This window comes from Paenibacillus aceris (genome assembly GCF_017874035.1).
GTDB classification, from domain to species: domain Bacteria; phylum Bacillota; class Bacilli; order Paenibacillales; family NBRC-103111; genus Paenibacillus_E; species Paenibacillus_E aceris.
In genome coordinates this window covers 294,318-312,782 of sequence record NZ_JAGGKV010000003.1, presented here as the reverse complement: position 1 = coordinate 312,782, position 18,465 = coordinate 294,318, and the positions used below count along the sequence as shown (strand labels likewise).

At 46.8% G+C, this 18,465-nt stretch carries 15 protein-coding genes and 1 riboswitch; of the genes, 9 read left to right on the top strand and 6 right to left on the bottom strand.

From position 1 onward, the window contains the following. Positions 1-439: 439 nt before the first annotated feature. The 3 genes from J2Z65_RS08175 to J2Z65_RS08165 all read left to right on the top strand — a co-directional run bounded on the left by J2Z65_RS08175 (position 440) and on the right by J2Z65_RS08165 (position 6,998). On the top strand, positions 440-4,777 hold the full coding sequence (locus J2Z65_RS08175) for an S-layer homology domain-containing protein (protein WP_167062099.1): 4,338 nt from the start codon (positions 440-442) through the stop codon (positions 4,775-4,777). Positions 4,778-4,876: 99 nt separating this feature from the next. Then, on the top strand, positions 4,877-5,584 hold the full coding sequence (locus tag J2Z65_RS08170; protein ID WP_167062096.1) for a DNA alkylation repair protein: 708 nt from the start codon (positions 4,877-4,879) through the stop codon (positions 5,582-5,584). Between the two features lie 166 nt (positions 5,585-5,750). Then, a complete protein-coding gene (locus J2Z65_RS08165) occupies positions 5,751-6,998 on the top strand; it encodes an ATP-binding protein (protein WP_167062093.1) in 1,248 nt (415 codons plus the stop codon). On the opposite strand, the gene queF is transcribed toward J2Z65_RS08165, so the two are convergent. Beyond that, positions 6,995-7,492 carry a preQ(1) synthase gene (queF, locus tag J2Z65_RS08160; protein WP_167062090.1) on the bottom strand — a complete coding sequence of 166 codons (498 nt, stop codon included), beginning with the start codon at positions 7,490-7,492 and terminating at the stop codon, positions 6,995-6,997. The genes J2Z65_RS08165 and queF overlap by 4 nt on opposite strands. A gap of 12 nt (positions 7,493-7,504) precedes the next feature. Further along, positions 7,505-7,548, bottom strand: a riboswitch (PreQ1 riboswitch). A 149-nt stretch (positions 7,549-7,697) separates the two neighbouring features. On the opposite strand from queF, the gene J2Z65_RS08155 reads away from it, so the two are divergent. Both J2Z65_RS08155 and J2Z65_RS08150 read left to right on the top strand, forming a co-directional pair. Continuing rightward, on the top strand, positions 7,698-8,642 hold the full coding sequence (locus J2Z65_RS08155) for a thymidylate synthase (RefSeq protein ID WP_167062087.1): 945 nt from the start codon (positions 7,698-7,700) through the stop codon (positions 8,640-8,642). Positions 8,643-8,669: 27 nt separating this feature from the next. Continuing rightward, positions 8,670-9,152: a dihydrofolate reductase gene (locus J2Z65_RS08150; protein WP_167062084.1), complete on the top strand. Its 483-nt coding sequence runs from the start codon at positions 8,670-8,672 to the stop codon at positions 9,150-9,152. A gap of 111 nt (positions 9,153-9,263) precedes the next feature. Here J2Z65_RS08150 and J2Z65_RS08145 read toward each other — a convergent pair whose 3' ends face one another. The 3 genes from J2Z65_RS08145 to J2Z65_RS08135 all read right to left on the bottom strand — a co-directional run bounded on the left by J2Z65_RS08145 (position 9,264) and on the right by J2Z65_RS08135 (position 11,500). Next, the gene (locus J2Z65_RS08145) at positions 9,264-9,887 is read right to left on the bottom strand and encodes a YcnI family copper-binding membrane protein (RefSeq protein WP_167062082.1); all 624 of its coding nucleotides are present in this window, start codon (positions 9,885-9,887) and stop codon (positions 9,264-9,266) included. A gap of 96 nt (positions 9,888-9,983) precedes the next feature. After that, complete coding sequence (locus J2Z65_RS08140) at positions 9,984-10,655, bottom strand: response regulator (protein WP_420850838.1); 672 nt, start codon at positions 10,653-10,655, stop codon at positions 9,984-9,986. A gap of 2 nt (positions 10,656-10,657) precedes the next feature. Further along, the gene (locus J2Z65_RS08135; protein WP_167062080.1) at positions 10,658-11,500 is read right to left on the bottom strand and encodes a sensor histidine kinase; all 843 of its coding nucleotides are present in this window, start codon (positions 11,498-11,500) and stop codon (positions 10,658-10,660) included. Between the two features lie 172 nt (positions 11,501-11,672). Between J2Z65_RS08135 and J2Z65_RS08130 the strand changes: the two genes are divergently transcribed. The 3 genes from J2Z65_RS08130 (at position 11,673) to phnE (ending at position 15,212) form a co-directional block, all read left to right on the top strand. Beyond that, a complete protein-coding gene (locus J2Z65_RS08130) occupies positions 11,673-12,698 on the top strand; it encodes a HoxN/HupN/NixA family nickel/cobalt transporter (RefSeq protein WP_240159832.1) in 1,026 nt (341 codons plus the stop codon). 169 nt (positions 12,699-12,867) lie between these two features. Continuing rightward, the gene (gene phnC, locus J2Z65_RS08125; protein WP_167062076.1) at positions 12,868-13,641 is read left to right on the top strand and encodes a phosphonate ABC transporter ATP-binding protein; all 774 of its coding nucleotides are present in this window, start codon (positions 12,868-12,870) and stop codon (positions 13,639-13,641) included. Next, a complete protein-coding gene (phnE, locus tag J2Z65_RS36075; protein WP_167062074.1) occupies positions 13,638-15,212 on the top strand; it encodes a phosphonate ABC transporter, permease protein PhnE in 1,575 nt (524 codons plus the stop codon). Before phnC ends, phnE begins: the two co-directional genes overlap by 4 nt. Before the next feature lie 52 nt (positions 15,213-15,264). Here the strand turns inward: phnE and J2Z65_RS08110 are convergent, their stop codons facing one another. Both J2Z65_RS08110 and J2Z65_RS08105 read right to left on the bottom strand, forming a co-directional pair. After that, the gene (locus J2Z65_RS08110) at positions 15,265-15,513 is read right to left on the bottom strand and encodes a hypothetical protein (RefSeq protein WP_167062072.1); all 249 of its coding nucleotides are present in this window, start codon (positions 15,511-15,513) and stop codon (positions 15,265-15,267) included. Positions 15,514-15,705: 192 nt separating this feature from the next. After that, complete coding sequence (locus J2Z65_RS08105; protein WP_167062070.1) at positions 15,706-16,671, bottom strand: phosphate/phosphite/phosphonate ABC transporter substrate-binding protein; 966 nt, start codon at positions 16,669-16,671, stop codon at positions 15,706-15,708. Between the two features lie 169 nt (positions 16,672-16,840). Here J2Z65_RS08105 and J2Z65_RS08100 point away from each other — a divergent pair, with 169 nt between their 5' ends. After that, a complete protein-coding gene (locus J2Z65_RS08100; protein ID WP_167062793.1) occupies positions 16,841-18,430 on the top strand; it encodes a bifunctional metallophosphatase/5'-nucleotidase in 1,590 nt (529 codons plus the stop codon). Positions 18,431-18,465: the final 35 nt, after the last annotated feature.

Here is an 18,465-nt window from a genome sequence, read left to right as displayed (position 1 = left end):
TAGAGGGAACTACAGGGCGCTATCTCGCCGAAAAAGGCCTTTCGAGCTTGGGAGAGGGAACTATGATCCGCTATTCTGTTGCTGTTAGCTGAAAACAGCTATCCAAGGCCCAATAAGGTCCTGTAGTTCCCCTCCGAAGTCCAAACCTTCGCATTTCACCCAATTAGCGGAATGTAGTTCCCATAATCGGATGGGTACCTTCTTTTTTGGCTTACTTTTGCAGAATCTAATCCATTCCTAATAAATACCCTCCTCAACCTAAATAAATGACAATGAAATAGCTGGAAAAGGGGGTAATATGATGGAATCGCAGATATTTGTATGCGCTTACAAGGTGGTAGCATCGACCCATGAGCTTATATTGCGGCACTTCATGGAGGCGGTCCCCCAAAGCGTGGCTTTGCTACGAGACTAAAACTGAACAAGGAGCATTGGCGATATGAAAATTCACTTTTTTCAAAGAAAGCTAGCGAAGTTGTTAATCTTTTCAATGGTTGTTTCCCTCCTCCTCCTTCCTGCTCCAGGTATGGCGGCGGATGTCGAGGTGGATGTTGCTGCGCTCCCAACCAGCGCAGATGCCGCTATTGTTATGGATAGCGCTAAGCCGGAAGTTGCGGATACGAACTACGACAATAGAACGAATTTAGGCAGTTCGACGCTTGGATTGTACAGTCTTTCAACGAGCAGTTCGAAAAAAACACAAGTTTATTTCAAGTTTGATGTGTCTACCGTTTCTGATAGTACATACAAATATTATTTGCAAGTCTCTGCCAAAAAAGGGAGCAGCGATATCGATACGGGCCTTCAAGTGTATGGATTGCTGAATAACTCATGGCAAGAATCGACGATAACCTGGAATACAGCTCCTCAAACGGATTTGTCGGCAATGAATCCACTGGGGCAATTCATGGTAACCCAGCTAAATTCAGCTAAACCGGTCTTATATACTGTAGACGTGACGGATTACGTAAGGCAGCATCTTTCCGATCAGGCAGTATCTTTCATCATTGCATCCAACTCTTCCAATTCCGTTAACGTATATTCGAAAGAGAACACATCGGCCTCCAACCCTGAGCCGCAGCTCCTTGTGCGACGTGTTGTTCAAGGCGATACCACCCCTCCAACGTGGGCGCCAAGCGCTGCACTAAAGTCTATCAACCTGGGCATGGATTTCGTGCAATTGACCTGGCCTGCAGCGACCGACGATAGTGCGGTAACAAACTATAAGCTGTATCAGAACAATATGCTGCTAAGCAGTGTAACAGGAAATACTTACACAGTTCAGGGACTATTGCCGAATACCAACGTTACCTATAGCGTCTACGCAGGAGATGCGGTCGGAAACTATTCTTTGCTACCACTCACCTATAATGTAACCACATTAGCAGCCCCAGTTACACCTTTACAAGTCGTTGAAGTGAATGCGAGCAGCAGTGACGGAAACGTAGAAAGCAATACGCTCGACAACAATTTATTCAGCCGTTGGTCAGCATCAGGTGACGGGCAATACGTCATGTTTGATCTGGGGCAATCTAAGAGCATTGGCTACGTAGGCATAGCCTTTTATAAAGGAGATCTACGTACGACACTGATTGATATTCAAACATCGAACGACGCGCAGTCCTGGACGAATGTATTTACAGGAAACAGCCGCCCGAATACGGTAGACATGCAGGCCTTTGATATTCCAGATACGAATGCGCGCTTCGTTCGGATTGTGGGACACGGGAACTCAGACGGCAGCACGTTCACAAGTTTAACAGAAGTCATGATATATCCACCGTTCCCATCTGGAGACACACCGGTTGCGATTGTCCCGAATATTACACCGACTGCGCCGCCGGGAACGGTCCCTTTTACAAAGCCGGGGCTGACGAATCCAGATGGGTCTGAACACCTTATGCACACACCTAATCAGGTGACTGGCGCTACGCTCAATGTGCTCGACTTTGGCGCAAATCCGGCGGATAACGCACAAGATGACCGTACAGCGATCCAAAATGCAATTGATGCCGCAACAGCCGGTGATGAAGTTTTTATTCCAAAAGGCGTTTATAACCTAAAGACATCCCCAGACGGATTTATCAATTTAAAGTTGAAGTCCGGCGTGAACCTGCGTGGCGAAAGCGAAACGGATACCATTTTGAAATCAAGTATTGATGATGTCAAAAATAGCTCTGTGCTGAAATCATCGAATCAACATGATATTTTAATTTCAAATCTGACAGTGACTTCCACGTGGAATCGTAATTTTTCGTTAGATCACGTTCTGAATAATCCGGATGCCGGTGGTCCTGACAGCATGATTGCCATCGCCAATTATGGGGAGGATCCTTCTTATCATGTGACGATTGATCATGTTACTGTGGAGCGTTTCAGACGTATGGCCATTCGGATTGAAAATAGTCATGATGTCGTAGTTCGTCATGCGACCTTCCGGAATGCAACCGATTTAGGCGGCGGTGGAGCCGGTTACGGGACTTCCATCCAAGGAATGCCGAAGGTCGACAGGCTCGGTTTTGACAATGATACGTATTGGAATGTGGTTGAGAACTCCAACTTTGAAGGGCCGTATTTGCGGCACGGTTCCCTGATTCAGAACGTCGCGCACAACAACGTGCTGCGAAATAATAGCTATTCGAGAACGAAGTTAGATGCGATCGATCTTCATGGCGAGTTGGAGTATTTAAACGAAGTTTACGGGAATACCGTTGAAAATATTTTGACCGGCGGCGGTGTAGGGCTTGGTAACACTGGCGGTACTGCACCGAGTAACCATAGTAAATCAGGTCCTCAAAATCATATACACGATAATGTGATACGCAATGCGCGTGAAGGAATTGTCGTAACAATGGGCACACCGGATACGTTGATCGAACGCAATATTATCGAGAACACAACAACGGTCAACAACGGTGCAGGAATCAATATTTTAAACGGCCCTGGTACGCGCGTATTGAATAATATTATTCGAAATAACACAGCTTCCGGTTACTGGGGAATTTTGCTTGAACACGACAACGGTGATCAAAATGCCGGTAATATTGGAGCAGGAGATCCTCAAAATGTACAAATCGCAGGAAATATGATTACTGGTAACACCAATGGCATTCAGCTTCAAACGGGTTCAAACATATCTGTAACCAAAAATATTTTAAACAATGTAGGCATTAACTATTTGAAAGCGAATGGTGTAACAGCTACCGAGGTGTGGCCTTCTACGGATAATACTTTGAGCAGCCTAACAACCAACGTTGGAACATTGAGTCCCGCATTCGACGCGACTAAAACAGAATATACCGTTGCAATACCTGCGGGTATAAGAGAAATAAAGTTCACACCTGTCACTTCAAACATTGGAGCAAAAGTAACCGTAAACGGAACGCCCGCAGACAGCGGAACAGCATCTACCGGCATCCAACTTAACGTTGGTGCGAATATTATTGAGATTGAAGTTACCGCAGAAGACAACTCAACGAAGAGGTATCAGCTGACCGTAACGCGAAGTGAAAACAAAGTTCATGATGACAAAGGCAACTCATCTAACCCGCCCACAGCAGGCCCGATGCCGAATTCAACAAGCAACACATCAGCAGGCAAACTGAGCAACAAAGTAACAGAAGTAAACGGCAAAACAGTCGTCACAACGAAAGTAGACACACAGGACCTGGATGGCATCATGAAAGCGCAAGGGGACGGACCTATCACTCTAACGGTTGATACACCGAAGAGAACGGAGCAGGTACAGGTCACCATAACTCAATCTGCGCTTGAAAAGCTGCTTAAAGTCCCTGCGGTGAGCATTGAGTCGCAGTTGGGAGGGGTGAAGCTCCCTGTGAAGCAGTTAGATCTTTCTCCATTCGCGGCACAGCTCGGAACTAAAGTCGAGAACGTACAATTAGTGGTAGAAATCAGCTCTAATGAATCCGTGTCTGCACAAGCCAAAGTAAACGGACTTCAAGTTATCGCGTCGATGGATTTCTTCATGCAAGCAGTTGCAAGCGATGGCAAATCCGTCGACATGGCAAGTTTCACCCAATATGTGCCATATACGATGAAAGTAGAGAATGGCAATATCAGTGAACGGAGCCTGGCTACTGTAAGGGTTGTTCAAGATGACAAAGGCAACACGGCCTATGAGCCAGTTCCTTTTACGATGAAAGATGGAGAAGTCGTTCTGTATAGTCACACTAACGGTACGTTTATGTTAATTCAAAACCAGATTTCCTTTGGGGATACAGAGCATCACTGGGCGAAGGACAGCATTGAGCGAATGGCTAATAAATGGCTCGTTCAAGGCGTTTCCAAAGATGAATTCCGCCCGGATCAACCCATAACGCGAGCAGAGCTTGCTGCAATGATTACACGGACACTAGGTATCAGGTCCACGACGACTAACGCACCTTTTAAAGATACGAGCGAGCAGGAATGGTACAATGAGGCTATAAATGCCGCCGTTGAAGCGGGGATTGTCACTGGCTACGAAGACGGGACGTTCCGTCCGGAGCAAACGATTACCCGTCAGGAAATGGCCGTAATGATAGACCGCGCCTTGAAAGCAGCTGGTTATCAGGAGCAGAAGGCAGGCAAAGCCCCTAATTACGATGATCAAAAGCAAATCAAGCCATGGTCGCAAGAGGCGATCAACCGCCTTGGACAATTGAAATTAATGGATGGCACAAGCTCGACTTCGTTTGATCCGGGTATGGAAGCTACACGGGCACAGAGCGCTGTATTGCTGCAGCGGCTGCTGCAGGAGCTGACTTTTACAAACTAGCTTTCAGCCATTCTTTATTTTCGTCATCAATCACCAACTTCGCATCCCGTGCCGCAATTATGATACAATACGAAAAAATGAGGCCAAGTTGGTGAAGCGATGACTTTTGAAGAGGTAATGGGACATTTGGAAGAGCTCGGCAGCGAGCAAACGAAAAAAACATTTCTCCGGCATGGAGCCCAGGAACCTTTTTTCGGCGTAAAAGTCGGGGATCTGAAGAAACTGGTCAAATATGTCAAGAAAGATCGCGACTTGGCGCTTGCACTCTATGAGTCGGGAAACACGGATGCCATGTACCTAGCGGGACTTTCGATTAATCCCAAGACGATGACGAAGGAAGAGCTTCAGAACTGGGCTGAGCGGGCCTATTGGTACATGCTGGCTGAGTACACGGTGGCAGGCGTGGCGGCTGAGAGCAGGTACGCGCTTGATATGGCGAGAGAGTGGCTGCTATCTTCTGATGAACTGCTGGCGACCTGCGGATGGAGCACGTATACGAATTATATCAGCATCACGCCGGACGAGCAGCTTGATTTGCATGAGATTGCCGGACTGCTGGAACAAGTAAGAACAACGATTCATGCGGAGCGTAACCGCGTAAAATATGCGATGAACAACTTTGTCATTGCAGTCGGGTCGTACTGCCATCCCTTATTTGATACAGCCGTGGATGTGGCGAAGGAGATTGGCAAGGTGCATGTCGACGTGGGCCAGACAGCGTGCAAAGTACCGCTCGCCGCGGCGTATATTCACAAAGTGGAGTCCATGGACAGGGTAGGGAAAAAGAAGAAGACATGTATTTGTTAAAAAATAACTAAGCTATGACGGGATAGGCTTCGAGAGAGGCGATCTTGTTATAGCTTTTTTTACGGAGATGTCTTAATAAATCCAAAGGTCAAATAAAGGAAAAACCTAGTGTTTGCAGAAAGATACAAAGAGTTGAATTTTTGAAGGAGAGGGCGATAAAAGGACAATGTTGGTGGAAAAATTGTTTCTGAATATCCTGATCGTCCTCGCTCCCGTCTTATTGCAAAGTGTATTTGGAGAGCGCTGGCGTTATGCGAAGTCTCCCCTCGTAATGGGCTTGCTGTATGGCATCGCATCATGCCTATGTCTGTTATTTTCTTATAGAGATCTTAACTTATATTGGGATTTGCGATACGTTCCTATGATCATTGCAGCCATTTATGTGGGGCCGGTAGCAGGGGTAATTAATTATGTTATGATTATTATGACGCGTACGTATCTCGGTGGAGATGCCCTTTGGTTTGGTTACCTAAGCATGACGCTTGGATTTTTAATTCCGTTTCTTGCTTCGTTCAAGATCAAAACGCTGACAGGAACCGCACGAATAAAAGCTGCCATATTGGTTTCCTTGGGCCCACTGCTCGTCATGCTTGCGATTTTATTAAGCTATTCGGCATATGCGCACGAACCGTTCCAATTTAAATTGATGCCAGCGGTCATTGTGTTTGGCATTCTTCTCATCTTAGGAACATGGTTTTCAGCCATGCTGCAAGAAATTAATGAAGAACATACCAAAATGAAAGTACAAATTCAGAAAGCTGAAAAAATGAAGACCTTAGGTGAGCTCGCTGCTTCTATAGCCCATGAAGTTCGTAATCCGCTTACTGTTGTGAAAGGATTTCTTCAGCTTATGCGTCCGAGCGAGATCGGCAAAAATCAACAGTACTTGACGATAGCTATGGAAGAACTGGAACGGGCAGAGACGATCATTAGCGATTACTTAAATTTCTCCAAGCCAAAATTAACGAAACTGGAGTCGTTCTCTTTTTCCGACTTATTAACGAATATTAGTATCCTGCTAACACCGATGGCGATGAAAAATGCTGTGGAACTTACTTGCCATCTGGAAGACAACATTTATATCTATTCAGATAGGGGGCAGTTACAGCAAGCGCTCGTAAATGTCATTAAAAATGCCATTGAAGCGACGCAAGCAAATGGCGAAGTGAAGGTTAGTTCGATGAGGCTGGTAGGGGAGGTTCAAATAATAATCAGCGATAACGGCAAAGGAATGAGTAAAGAGCAGTTGTCCCGCATCGGTCACCTGTTTTATTCCACGAAGGATGTCGGGACAGGATTAGGGACAGCTGTAACCATACGTATTATTGAATCAATGAACGGTAAAATTGTTTACGAAAGCAAAGAAGGGGTCGGCACGACAGTGACGATCACCCTTCCTTTAAAGCAAAATTAGCGGTTATCGATTTTTTCCGGGTAAAGATCATGGTTCATCAGTCGGTGTTCAGCGATCGCTTCGAACTTTGTGCCTGGTTGGCCCCAATTGCAGTATGGATCGATCGAAATGCCGCCGCGCGGAGTGAACTTACCCCAAACCTCAATGTAGCGAGGCTCCATGAGCTTGATCAAGTCATTCATAATAATGTTGACGCAGTCCTCATGGAAATCGCCATGATTACGGAAGCTGAACAGATACAACTTGAGGGACTTGCTCTCGACCATTTTGATATTCGGAATATAGGAGATGTAGAGGGTGGCGAAATCCGGTTGCCCAGTGACGGGACACAAGCTCGTGAATTCTGGGAAATTGAATTTAACAAAGTAATCCCTGTTCGGATGCTTGTTGTCGAATGCCTCTAACACCGTAGGATCATAGTTGAACACGTACTTCGTTCCTTGATTTCCGAGTAGAGTGATTTCTTTTAAATCTTCATTGCTTCTACCTGCCATTGTAAAAATCCTCATTTCATAGTTTTTTATAGAGGGAGTTTGCGAACCTCTTCTAGGAGCAAATAGTACCATATACGCCGTGAAAATGCATCTCTGGAGCCATTGGGATTTGGTGGAGATAATTGTCCGCACATTGTAGTTACCACAGAATGAATGGTAAAATGAAAAGATATGTGTCTTGAAATGGAATGGAGGTTCTTTAGCTTTGAAAGCCTATCAGGATTTATTACAAGATATTCTTACGAATGGGACTAAAAAAGAAGACAGAACGGGAACGGGGACGCTGTCCGTATTCGGAAGACAAATGCGTTTCGACCTTTCGGAGGGATTTCCGTTAGTGACAACGAAAAGGGTTCCTTTTCGGTTAATCGCCAGCGAAATGCTTTGGTTCATTAAAGGCGATACGAATATTCGGTATCTGCTCCAGCATAACAACCATATTTGGAACGAATGGGCTTTTAAGAAGTGGGTTGAAAGCACCGATTATTCAGGACCGGATATGAGCAATTTTGGTCTGCGCTCCCAACAGGATGAAGCATTCAAGCTTCAGTATGAGGAGCAAATGGCGATTTTCGTGGAAAAAGTGTTGAATGATGAGCCGTTTGCCAAGCAATACGGAGAGCTCGGGGATGTCTACGGGAAGCAGTGGCGGGATTGGACGACGACGCAGGGCGGCACCATCGACCAGCTCAGAGATGTGATTCACATGATCAAAACAAACCCCGATTCCCGCAGGCTGATCGTCTCCGCGTGGAATCCTGAGGATGTGCCGAGCATGGCGCTGCCGCCTTGTCACACGTTGTTTCAGTTTTATGTGGCGGAGGGCAAGCTGAGCTGTCAATTATATCAGCGCAGTGCGGACACGTTCTTGGGCGTGCCATTTAATATCGCTGGCTATGCGTTATTAACGCACCTTATCGCACAGGAATGCGGACTAGGCGTCGGGGAGTTCGTCCATACGATCGGCGATGCACATATCTACACGAATCATATCGACCAGATTCATACGCTGCTGAGCCGGGAACCGAAGGAACTGCCGACGCTTAAGTTGAATCAAGAGGTCGCATCCCTCTTCGATTTCGACGTGAGCGACATTGAATTGGTCGGATACAACCCGCATCCATCCATTAAAGCGCCGGTAGCTGTTTAGTATCGTGACGAAAGGAAGGCTGACACAATGAGTATTTCATTTATTTTTGCCATGGACCGCAACCGTGCCATCGGTGTAAACAATAGATTGCCGTGGCATTTGCCCGGCGACCTGAAGTTTTTCAAATCCGTGACGATGGGTCACCCGATTCTCATGGGTCGCAAGACGTATGAGTCTATCGGGAAGCCGCTGCCGGGCAGACGCAACATCATTCTTACGCAGAATCCTGAGTTTCAGGCAGAGGGCTGTGAAGTCATTCACTCGGTTCATGAAGCGACCGAAGAATTCCGGAATCAGGAGCTTTTCGTGATCGGCGGGGCGGAAATATTCCGGCTGTTCGCACAGGAGGTCGATCGGATGTACATTACGTTCATCGAGCATGAATTTGAAGCCGACACGTTCATGACGGAGCTGGACTTGTCGGATTGGACCTTGATCTCCAGCGAGCAAGGGGAGCAGAACGAGAAAAATCCTTACGAATATTACTTCCGCATTTACCAAAGAAAATAAGATTAACAAAGGCCATGAATTCTACGTCAAGTTTGACATAGAACTCATGGCCTTCTTGACAAACGCGCTCGTCCTAAAGGACGACGAAGTCGTTTATCCTTGTTTATGAGCTTAGCTGCGTTTTCTAGTTAGCGATACGATCAAAGATAATGCCCCAAGGACGACGGCCGCAATGGAGAGATAGAGCGGCGTTTTGGAGCCTGAGCCGCTGCTTTGGGCAGCTTGGCCTGCTGTTACGTTTCCGTGGCTGTCCGTGACAGCGCCAGCGTTAGCTTTCACCGTCGTTACGGAAGCAGGCTTGTCGGAACCGTCTGCGCCGACCCATTCCACGACGCTGCCGTCTTTGTAAGTTTGATATGCCTTCCACACGATTTGGGTAGCTGTATCCGCTACTTTGCCCTGCATATTGAATTCGCCGAATTCCGTGCTGGCAAGTCCGTCTCCGCTAGCTTTCCAGGTAACGCCTGTAATTTTACCTGCGGAATCTTTAGCGAGCTCGTAAGTCCAGCCTGCTTTCGGCTCAAAGCGGGAAATCGCAACGGAATCCATCGGGAATTTCACTTCCACTTTTACCGTAGGAATATCTTTTTCTGATGGGACACGAACGGTAAACTTCTCATAGCTGCCTTGTGTAGCTTCTTTCGGATAAACCGTTACGTGAGCGCTGGCGACGCTAGCCAGCAGCATAGAACCAATCAGCATAATACCTGCATTTAACATGAATTTTTTGAACATGGAACATTTTCCCCTTTCGAATCAACTCTTCTCATGTTGTCCATGTTACCTGTTTGGTAAGCATCTGAGTATGACTCGACTGGGCTATTTTTTCGACTAGTTTTGTCCTTTTCGTGTCAGGCCGTGCTTGATGGCGAAGCCGGTGAGCTGGACTCGGTTCTCAAGTCCGAGCTTCACCAATATATTTTTCATATGATTCTTTACCGTATGCTCGGAAATCAGCAGCTTCTCGGCAATCTGCCGATTGTTGTGCCCCTGAGCAACGTAGGCGGTAATTTCTTGCTCGCGTGAAGTTAGCATGCTTGGTGTCGGACCTTCCGTACGTGAGCCCACAGGGGCGCGAAACCTTTGAAAAAGCTTATCCGCCATCCCTCTGGCCACCTCGGAGTTGTCGTCGAGCAGGGCGCGCAGGTAAGTAAGCCATTCGTCGGGATCCATATTTTTGAGCAAATAGCCTTGGGCTCCGAACTGAAGCGCGGTGAAGAGGTCGGCAACATCGTCGGAAACCGTAAGCATGACGATCCGGATCGTCCCATAAGCTTGTTTGATACGGCGCGTCGCTTCGAGTCCATCCATGGGAGACATGTGAATATCCATTAACACGACATCCGGCGCGACTTCACCGCACAGGAGGATGGCTTCTTCACCACTGCTGGCTTCCCCCACAATTTCGAAGTCGGCTACATTCGCCAGCATGCTTCGGATCGCTTTTCGCGCTAAAGGATGATCATCTACGATGAGGACGCGGAAAGGTTGAGTGTTCATCATGGCTAGTTCCCCCTGTCTGCGGCTTGTACCGTAAGTACGGTTCCGGCTCCGGCAGGGGCTTCGTTTCCGCTTCCGGCTTCGGTTTCACCGAGGCCCCTTGCTTTTAGTTCGAATACAGCACCCAATTCAGCCGCCCTTTTTTGCATGAGCTCAATGCCGTACTTTTTGCCTTTGGCTTCCGCATGCTGGAGTCCACGACCATTATCGGTAATTTGCAGCACCCAGTAATCGGGCTGAGCCTCCAGCAGGATCGCAGCCTCTGTTGCCATGGAATGCTTGCGTATGTTCGTGAAGGTTTCCTGTATGATGCCGAAAAGCTGAACCTCCTCTGCGGGGGAAAAGCTGCTCTCCTCAATCTCCAGCTGCTCTTGCAGTTCAATGCCTGTCACCAAGCGCCAGTCCTTCAGAAATTTACGGATACGCTGCTCAAGGCTTGTGCCTTCCTCCGGCGGCGTCCGAAGATTGAAAATCGCCTGCCGGAGCGAGTTGTCGATTTCTGAGACGGCTGCTTTCGCTTCCTCCAAATCACCTTGCTTCAGCTTGACGTTGAGAAAAAATAGCGTCTGAGCTAAGTCGTCATGCAGCTCTCTGGCAAGACGTTCCCGCTCTTCATAGACAGCTCTGCGGGCTTCTCCTATGGTGAGCTGTTCGTTGCTGCGTTCAATGCTCTGGAACATCCATGAAGCAAATAAATAGGAGAGCAGCAGCGTAATGACGGTAATGGAGAAGTTGCCGGCTTCCATCGTTAAATAATTTAGCAGAAATTCATGGCGTATATATTCAAAGCCGCCAATGATGATCACAGGTACGAAAATAGTAAAAAGCTTAAAAACGCGCAGAGACATTAGATAACTTCACTCCTTATGAAGACTCAAAAGTTTGGAACGGATACTATTATACCAAATAAATGTTAGCTATCTTCACAAAAAAATGGGCAAAAGGCTTCTCAAGTCATGCACACGTGTGCTACATTATTAATAAATCGTAGCACGAATGAGAGAGGTGTGTGTATACCGCATGTGGAAATCATTGTTGCAGCAGCGAAAAAGCTGGGGAGGATACGTTGGCTTTATCCTGCTTCTCCATGTATTAGGATTAATTGGACTTTATACGGTAGCCAAATCGTCTCCTGCCTTTTGGGGGATCGGGCTGCTTGCTTATACGCTAGGCATGCGGCATGCCTTTGACGTCGATCATATTGCGGCAATTGACAACACGGTCCGTAAGCTTGTTCAGCAGAAGCGAAATCCTTTAGGCGTCGGCTTCTATTTCTCGCTGGGACACTCCTCCGTTGTTTTCCTGATGGCAATCGTGACCGCTTTTTCTGTGCAATGGGCGGAACGGGAGCTTCCATGGATGCAGCGTTTCGGAGGCGTTATCGGCGCTTCGGTATCCGGACTTTTTCTTGTGATCATCGGAATTATTAACTTGCTTATCCTGATAAGTTTATATAAACTGTTCGTGAAATTTCGCGGTGGTAAGCACGATGACAAAGAGTTTGAAGAGCTTTTGGAATCCCGGGGTTTTATTGCTCGCATGATCAAACCGCTTTTCTCTTTTATCACCAAAAGCTGGCATGTGTACCCGTTAGGTTTTCTATTCGGCCTAGGTTTCGATACAGCTAGCGAAATTGCGCTGTTAGCGATCTCAGCCCATGCGGCAAAGGAAGCTATTCCGTTCATCGGTATCATTTCACTACCGCTGCTATTTGCAGCTGGGATGAGTCTGTTTGACACAGCGGACGGAATGTTTATGACCAAGGCCTACAAGTGGGCTTTCCATACGCCGGTTCGTAAGCTTTATTACAATTTGACTGTAACCGCTTTGGCTGTAATTGCCGCGCTGATTATCGGCGTCATTGAGCTTGGGCAAGTTCTCTCGGAAGAATTCGGCATGGAAGGCTCCTTCTGGACTTGGTTGCAGGCCATTGATTTTGGAACCTTAGGCTTTATTCTCGTTGCTCTGTTCGTCGTCGCGTGGATCGTCTCCATTGCGGTCTGGAAAGGGCTGAAAATCGAGGAACGCTGGCGGGCAAAAGTATAAGTCATAAGAAGGATGGCCTTAGAACTAGTTTCTGGGCCATTTTTTGTTATGGTGAACAATGGAATATGAATATTTTCTAAAGGTTATCCTAGAAAGAAGGATTTTGCCGAAATTCGTTGAATTAATTTGGTCTGAACTTTTGATACCATTTAAAGAAAGTAGGACTTATATGATTGAGTTTAAGCATATTTCCAAGGTCTATCCCAACGGAACTGTGGGTCTTAACGACATTAACCTGACCATTAAACCAGGAGAATTCGTTGTGATCGTTGGTCTCTCAGGCGCCGGGAAATCGACCTTGCTGCGTTCCATCAATCGCTTACATGAGACGACAGACGGAGAAATATTAATAGATGGCAAATCCATCACAAAGGCGAATGGTGCTGAATTACGTCGAATGCGCAGAGATATCGGGATGATCTTCCAAACATTTAATTTGGTCAAGCGTTCAACCGTGCTTCGCAACGTATTGTCAGGACGTGTAGGTTATCATTCCACTCTGCGTACCGTTCTCGGCTTGTTCCCAAAACATGATATCGAGCTTTCCCTGAAAGCATTAGAAAGAGTGAATATTCGGGAGAAAGCCTATTCACGCGCCGATGAATTGTCCGGCGGTCAACAACAACGTGTTTCCATCGCGAGGGCGCTTGCTCAAGAAGCCAAAATCATTTTGGCGGATGAACCGGTTGCCTCTCTGGATCCGTTAACAACTAGACAGGTTATGGATGACCTGAAACGCATTAATACGGAACTGGGTATCACAACGGTTGTTAACCTTCACTTTATCGATCTTGCACGTGAATATGCAACCCGTATTATTGGACTTCGCGCCGGCAAAGTCGTCTATGACGGACCTGTTGCAGAAGCGACGGATGAAGTGTTCTCCGAAATTTATGGCCGTGCCATTAAGAAGGATGAGCTGTTGGGGGTGCAGGAGGGATGAGTGTGACGACCGTCAAAAGACCTCCTAAAACGAAGCTTTATCTTACTGCCGTCATCATGGTGCTTTTCCTGATCGGGAGCATTTATCAGACGGATGCGACACTTACCAAGCTGGTTACGGGTACGCCGGAAATTTTCAAATTCATTGGGGAAATGTTTCCCCCGGATTGGGCATTTTTCGCGGATATTTGGAAGCCGATGGCGCAAACCATCCAAATGTCCATTATTGGTACAACCGTTGGAGCTATTTTCGCTTATCCGATGGCCCTTCTTGCAGCGCGTAACGTAACAACGTCGCCATGGCTTTTTTATCCGGCTAGGCTGATCATGAACCTGCTCCGTACGATTCCGGATCTGCTGTATGCGGCACTGTTTGCGGTGCTAGTGGGTTTTGGCCCAACAGCAGGTACACTTGCGCTGATTTTCTTTACGTTCGGCATTTTATCTAAACTTTCATATGAATCAACGGAAGCGATTGACCCTGGTCCGCTGGAAGCGATGACTGCCGTCGGCGCCAACAAGCTGAAGTTGATTCGTTTCGGTGTCCTTCCGCAAGTAGCTCCCACGTATCTGGCTCATTTCCTGTATACGTTTGAGGTCAGTATCCGCGCATCTGCCATTCTTGGATTGGTTGGAGCCGGCGGTATTGGCTTGCTGCTCAAAAACACCCTGGATCTGTTCCGTTACGATCAGTCCTGTGCGATTGTTATCTACACCTTGCTAGTTGTTGTCATTATCGATTTGGTAAGTACACGTTTCCGTTCCTACCTGCTGAAAGGCAGCGCGAAGCCTATGTCAGTATCCCGTGCACGTACGCTCAAAATCGTGGGATGGGTTGCTGTTATCGCTTTGTTCATCTGGTCGTTGACAGGTCTGGAGCTGACGGGCTTCCAGCCGACGACTTGGATTTTGACAAAAGCGATGATTTCAGGTTTGTTTCATCCGGATTGGGCCTATGTCTATATTCCCGACGGCGAAGATTTGCTCCGCTCCTTGCTTGAAACGTTATCGATTTCGTATTTAGGTAACTTCGTTTCGGCGATTGTGTGTTTGCCGTTCGCCTTCTGGGCTGCAGCAAATATGAGCCGGTTCCGCGCCGTTTCGGGGACAGGGAAATTGTTTTTGAGCGTTGTTCGAACCATTCCTGAAATTATTATGGCTTTGATCTTCATTAAAGCTGTTGGGCCTAACGCCTATGCCGGGGTTATGGCACTAGGATTACACTCTGTAGGGATGCTCGGAAAGCTTTATGCGGAAGCAATCGAAAATATGGATATGGGGCCTACAGAGGCGATGAACGCTGTTGGTGCGAACATTTGGCAGCGGATGGCCTTTGCCGTCGTGCCTCAGGTTATTCCTGATTTCATTTCGTACACCTTATATCGCTTTGAGATTAACGTTCGTTCAGCTACGCTTCTTGGTGTCATTGGTGCAGGTGGGATTGGTACGCCGCTGATTTTCGCCCTTAATGCAAGGCAATGGCCGCGTGTGGGCATCATCCTCATTGGGATTATCATTACTGTCTCTATCATTGACTACATCTCGGGGACGCTTCGTAAACGCATCGTATAAAAGAAACAGACGCCGCATCTGCGGCGTCTGTTTTGTTATGTAGGCAAATCTATTACACCTGGTTGGAAACTTTCTCTTGAGCCACTAAACGAAGCGATCCACGCCTAATGGATGATAACCCGGCAGAGCTGCTTGGCGGTTCCAAGACTTCAATTTGTTCGATCAGCTCAATTGGAATCAAAATGTTGCGTATTTTCAAAAGTCGAAAAGCTGAATAGTAATTTGTAATAATTCCTTTAATCTCATCTTGGCCGCACCGGATGGAAACTTCGCTTTTGCAGCTGATTAGCTTTTCGAACATCGACTTTTCACCCCACTATGATATATGACAAGTCCAGGTAAACGTTTGTCATGCAAAAGTAAAAAAAAATTGCACGGACGTGCCACACTCATAGTATGCAATAGTAAAACAGGCTAGAATTGAAAAAACCTCTACAGGATCTCCAAAGAGTTCATGTAGAGGTTTTTGCTTAGAAAAAGGGGTGGCTATGGATTATTTCAAGCCCATTTCTTTGTTAGCGTCACGAACGATATTGAAATCTGCATCATTGGCAACAACATAGCCTTTATGTGTGTAAACATCAAAAATTACTTTTTGACCTTCTGGGTCATTACCAATCGCAATGAAAGCGTCTTGGATTTTCTTTTTCCAAGCAGCATCCATATCGGAGCGAACAGCGATTGTATCATTAGGGATTTTATCGGAGAAAGCTAGAACTTTGGTTTGTTTAAAGATGTCCGGGTAATCTTTGATCATGTTCGTACGAATATCTTGGAATACGCCTACTGCATCAACTTGACCGTTTAGAAGCGCGATAACCGCTTTGTCATGTCCTTGGAATTGTACGCCTGTTACATCTTTCACTGGATCAACACCAGCTTTTTTCAACAAAAGTCCTGGGTAAACATAACCGGCCGCGGATGTAACACCCTGCCAGCCCATTTTTTTGCCTTTCAAATCAGCAACGGATTTAATAGGGGAATCTGCTTTAACCAGGATTTCGGATTTATAGAAATTTACGAGATCTTTGGTTGGTTGGCCTGTTGCATCGTCAACACCAAAACGTGTCGCTTGCGCAACCAGATCAGCCGCTTTGCGGGTGTCATGGGCAACTACGTAGTTGCTCGGAGGCAGGAAGCCTACGTCAACTTGTTTGGAAGCCATGGCTTCGATTACAACGTTATAGTCAGTTGAAACGGAAACTTTAACCGGGATACCCAGCTTGTCTCCGAGAAGTTTTTCAAGTGGTTTTGCTTTCGCTTCAAGCGTCTCAGCATTTTGGGATGGAACGAATTGAACTTTAAGTTCTTTTGGAACAAATCCTGCTGCTGCTGCCGGAGAAGCCGTAGCTGCTGCACCAGCGGAAGTTGCTGGAGCCGGTGTTTCTTTCTTTGCGCAGCCTGCAAGTAAACCTGCTGCAACAACCATGGAAAGGGAGATTACTGTTAACTTTTTCATTTCTTTTTGACCTCCGTTTAATTTAATTTGCTATTTATCTAAGATGTAATATAACATTAACATAAACGATATGGAAGATAGTGTGAAGTATTTGTTAAACTGACAATTGATATGTATGTATTAACAAAATAAGAGTTGTGGAGTGGGGAACTTGACTCAACCTGGTAAGGTGCATAAATGTACAGTAACCATACTGGAAACAAGCGATTTACATGGCAATATGATGCCTCTGCATTACGCGAATAATTTGCCTAACGATGTAGGTTTAGCCAAAGTAGCTGCATTGATAGCAGATGAGCGGGAAAAGGAAACCAATGTGATTGTAATCGACAATGGTGATCTCATCCAAGGAACTCCTCTCGCTTATCATCACGCCAGACTGGATAACGAGCCGATCGATCCGATGGTGCTTGGTCTCAACTATATCGGCTATGATGCAGCTGTCATCGGGAACCATGAATTTAATTATGGCCTTGAAGTGCTCGGTAAAGCGGTTAAGGAATCCGAATTTCCCTGGTTATGCGCAAGCATCGTTGATGCAGGTAACGGAGAGCCGTTCTTAGGGAAGCCTTACATCGTTAAACAACTTCCTGAAGGCGTGCGCATCGGCATTCTGGGATTAACAACGCCTTATATTCCAAATTGGGAGAATCCCGCTCATATCGCAGGCTTGCAGTTCGTAGATGCCGCCTGCGCAGCCCGGAAATGGGTGAAGGTGCTTAAGGAAGAAGAGCAGGCGGATGTTGTTGTGATCGCTTATCATGGCGGTTTCGAAAGACATCTGGAGACTGGCGAGCCGACAGAACCTTTGACGGGGGAAAATCAAGGCTATCAGCTTTGTATGGAAGTCGAAGGGTTGGATGTGCTGCTAACGGGGCATCAGCACCGGAGCATTGCTGGACAAGCCATTGGCGGCGTCACTATTGTTCAACCAGGAACGGCAGGCGTCACTCTTGGGAAAGTGAAGCTGGAGCTTTCTATGGTTGATGGCAAATGGCGAATAGACAACAAAACTTCGGAATTGCTCTCGGTTGCGGGAGTTGAAGCCGACAAGAAACTCATAGCACTCGTAAGTGCATATGAAGAGAAAACACAGCAGTGGCTGGATCAGCCTATCGGTAAGCTCACCGGCGACATGCTAGTGAAAGATCCCATGCAGACGCGTCTGCAAGACAGTGCCCTCATTGAGTTCATCAACCGAGTGCAAATGGAGTTGTCCGGAGCGTCCATATCGAATACGGCGCTGTTTGATAACGTTTCTCCGGGCTTTCCTTCCGATATTACGATGAGAGACATCGTATCCAACTACATTTATCCGAATACGCTCAAAGTAATTCGAATTTCCGGACAAGACATTAAGGAAGCGTTGGAGCAGTCTGCGGAGTATTTTGAACTTACACCTGAGGGTGAAGTTCAGGTCAGCAGCAAATTTAGAGAGCCGAAGCCGCAGCATTACAACTATGATATGTGGGAAGGCATTACGTATAAATTGAACATCTCTCGTCCGATCGGCGAGCGGGTCGTACAACTCGACTATGAGGGGAAACCGCTCGACCTTGGAGCGTCCTACGACGTGGTGATGAATAATTACCGGGCTGCGGGCGGGGGCAATTATGCCATGTTCCAGGATAAGCCGGTCATCAAGGATATTCCGACGGATGTAGCGGAGCTGCTTGCCGGGTATATTATGGAGCGAGGCACGATTGAAGCTACAGTAAATGCGAACTGGGAAGTTATTTGGGATATTGAGCCAAAATGATAAGTCAAAGGCGGTGCAGGGTTAATCCTGTATCG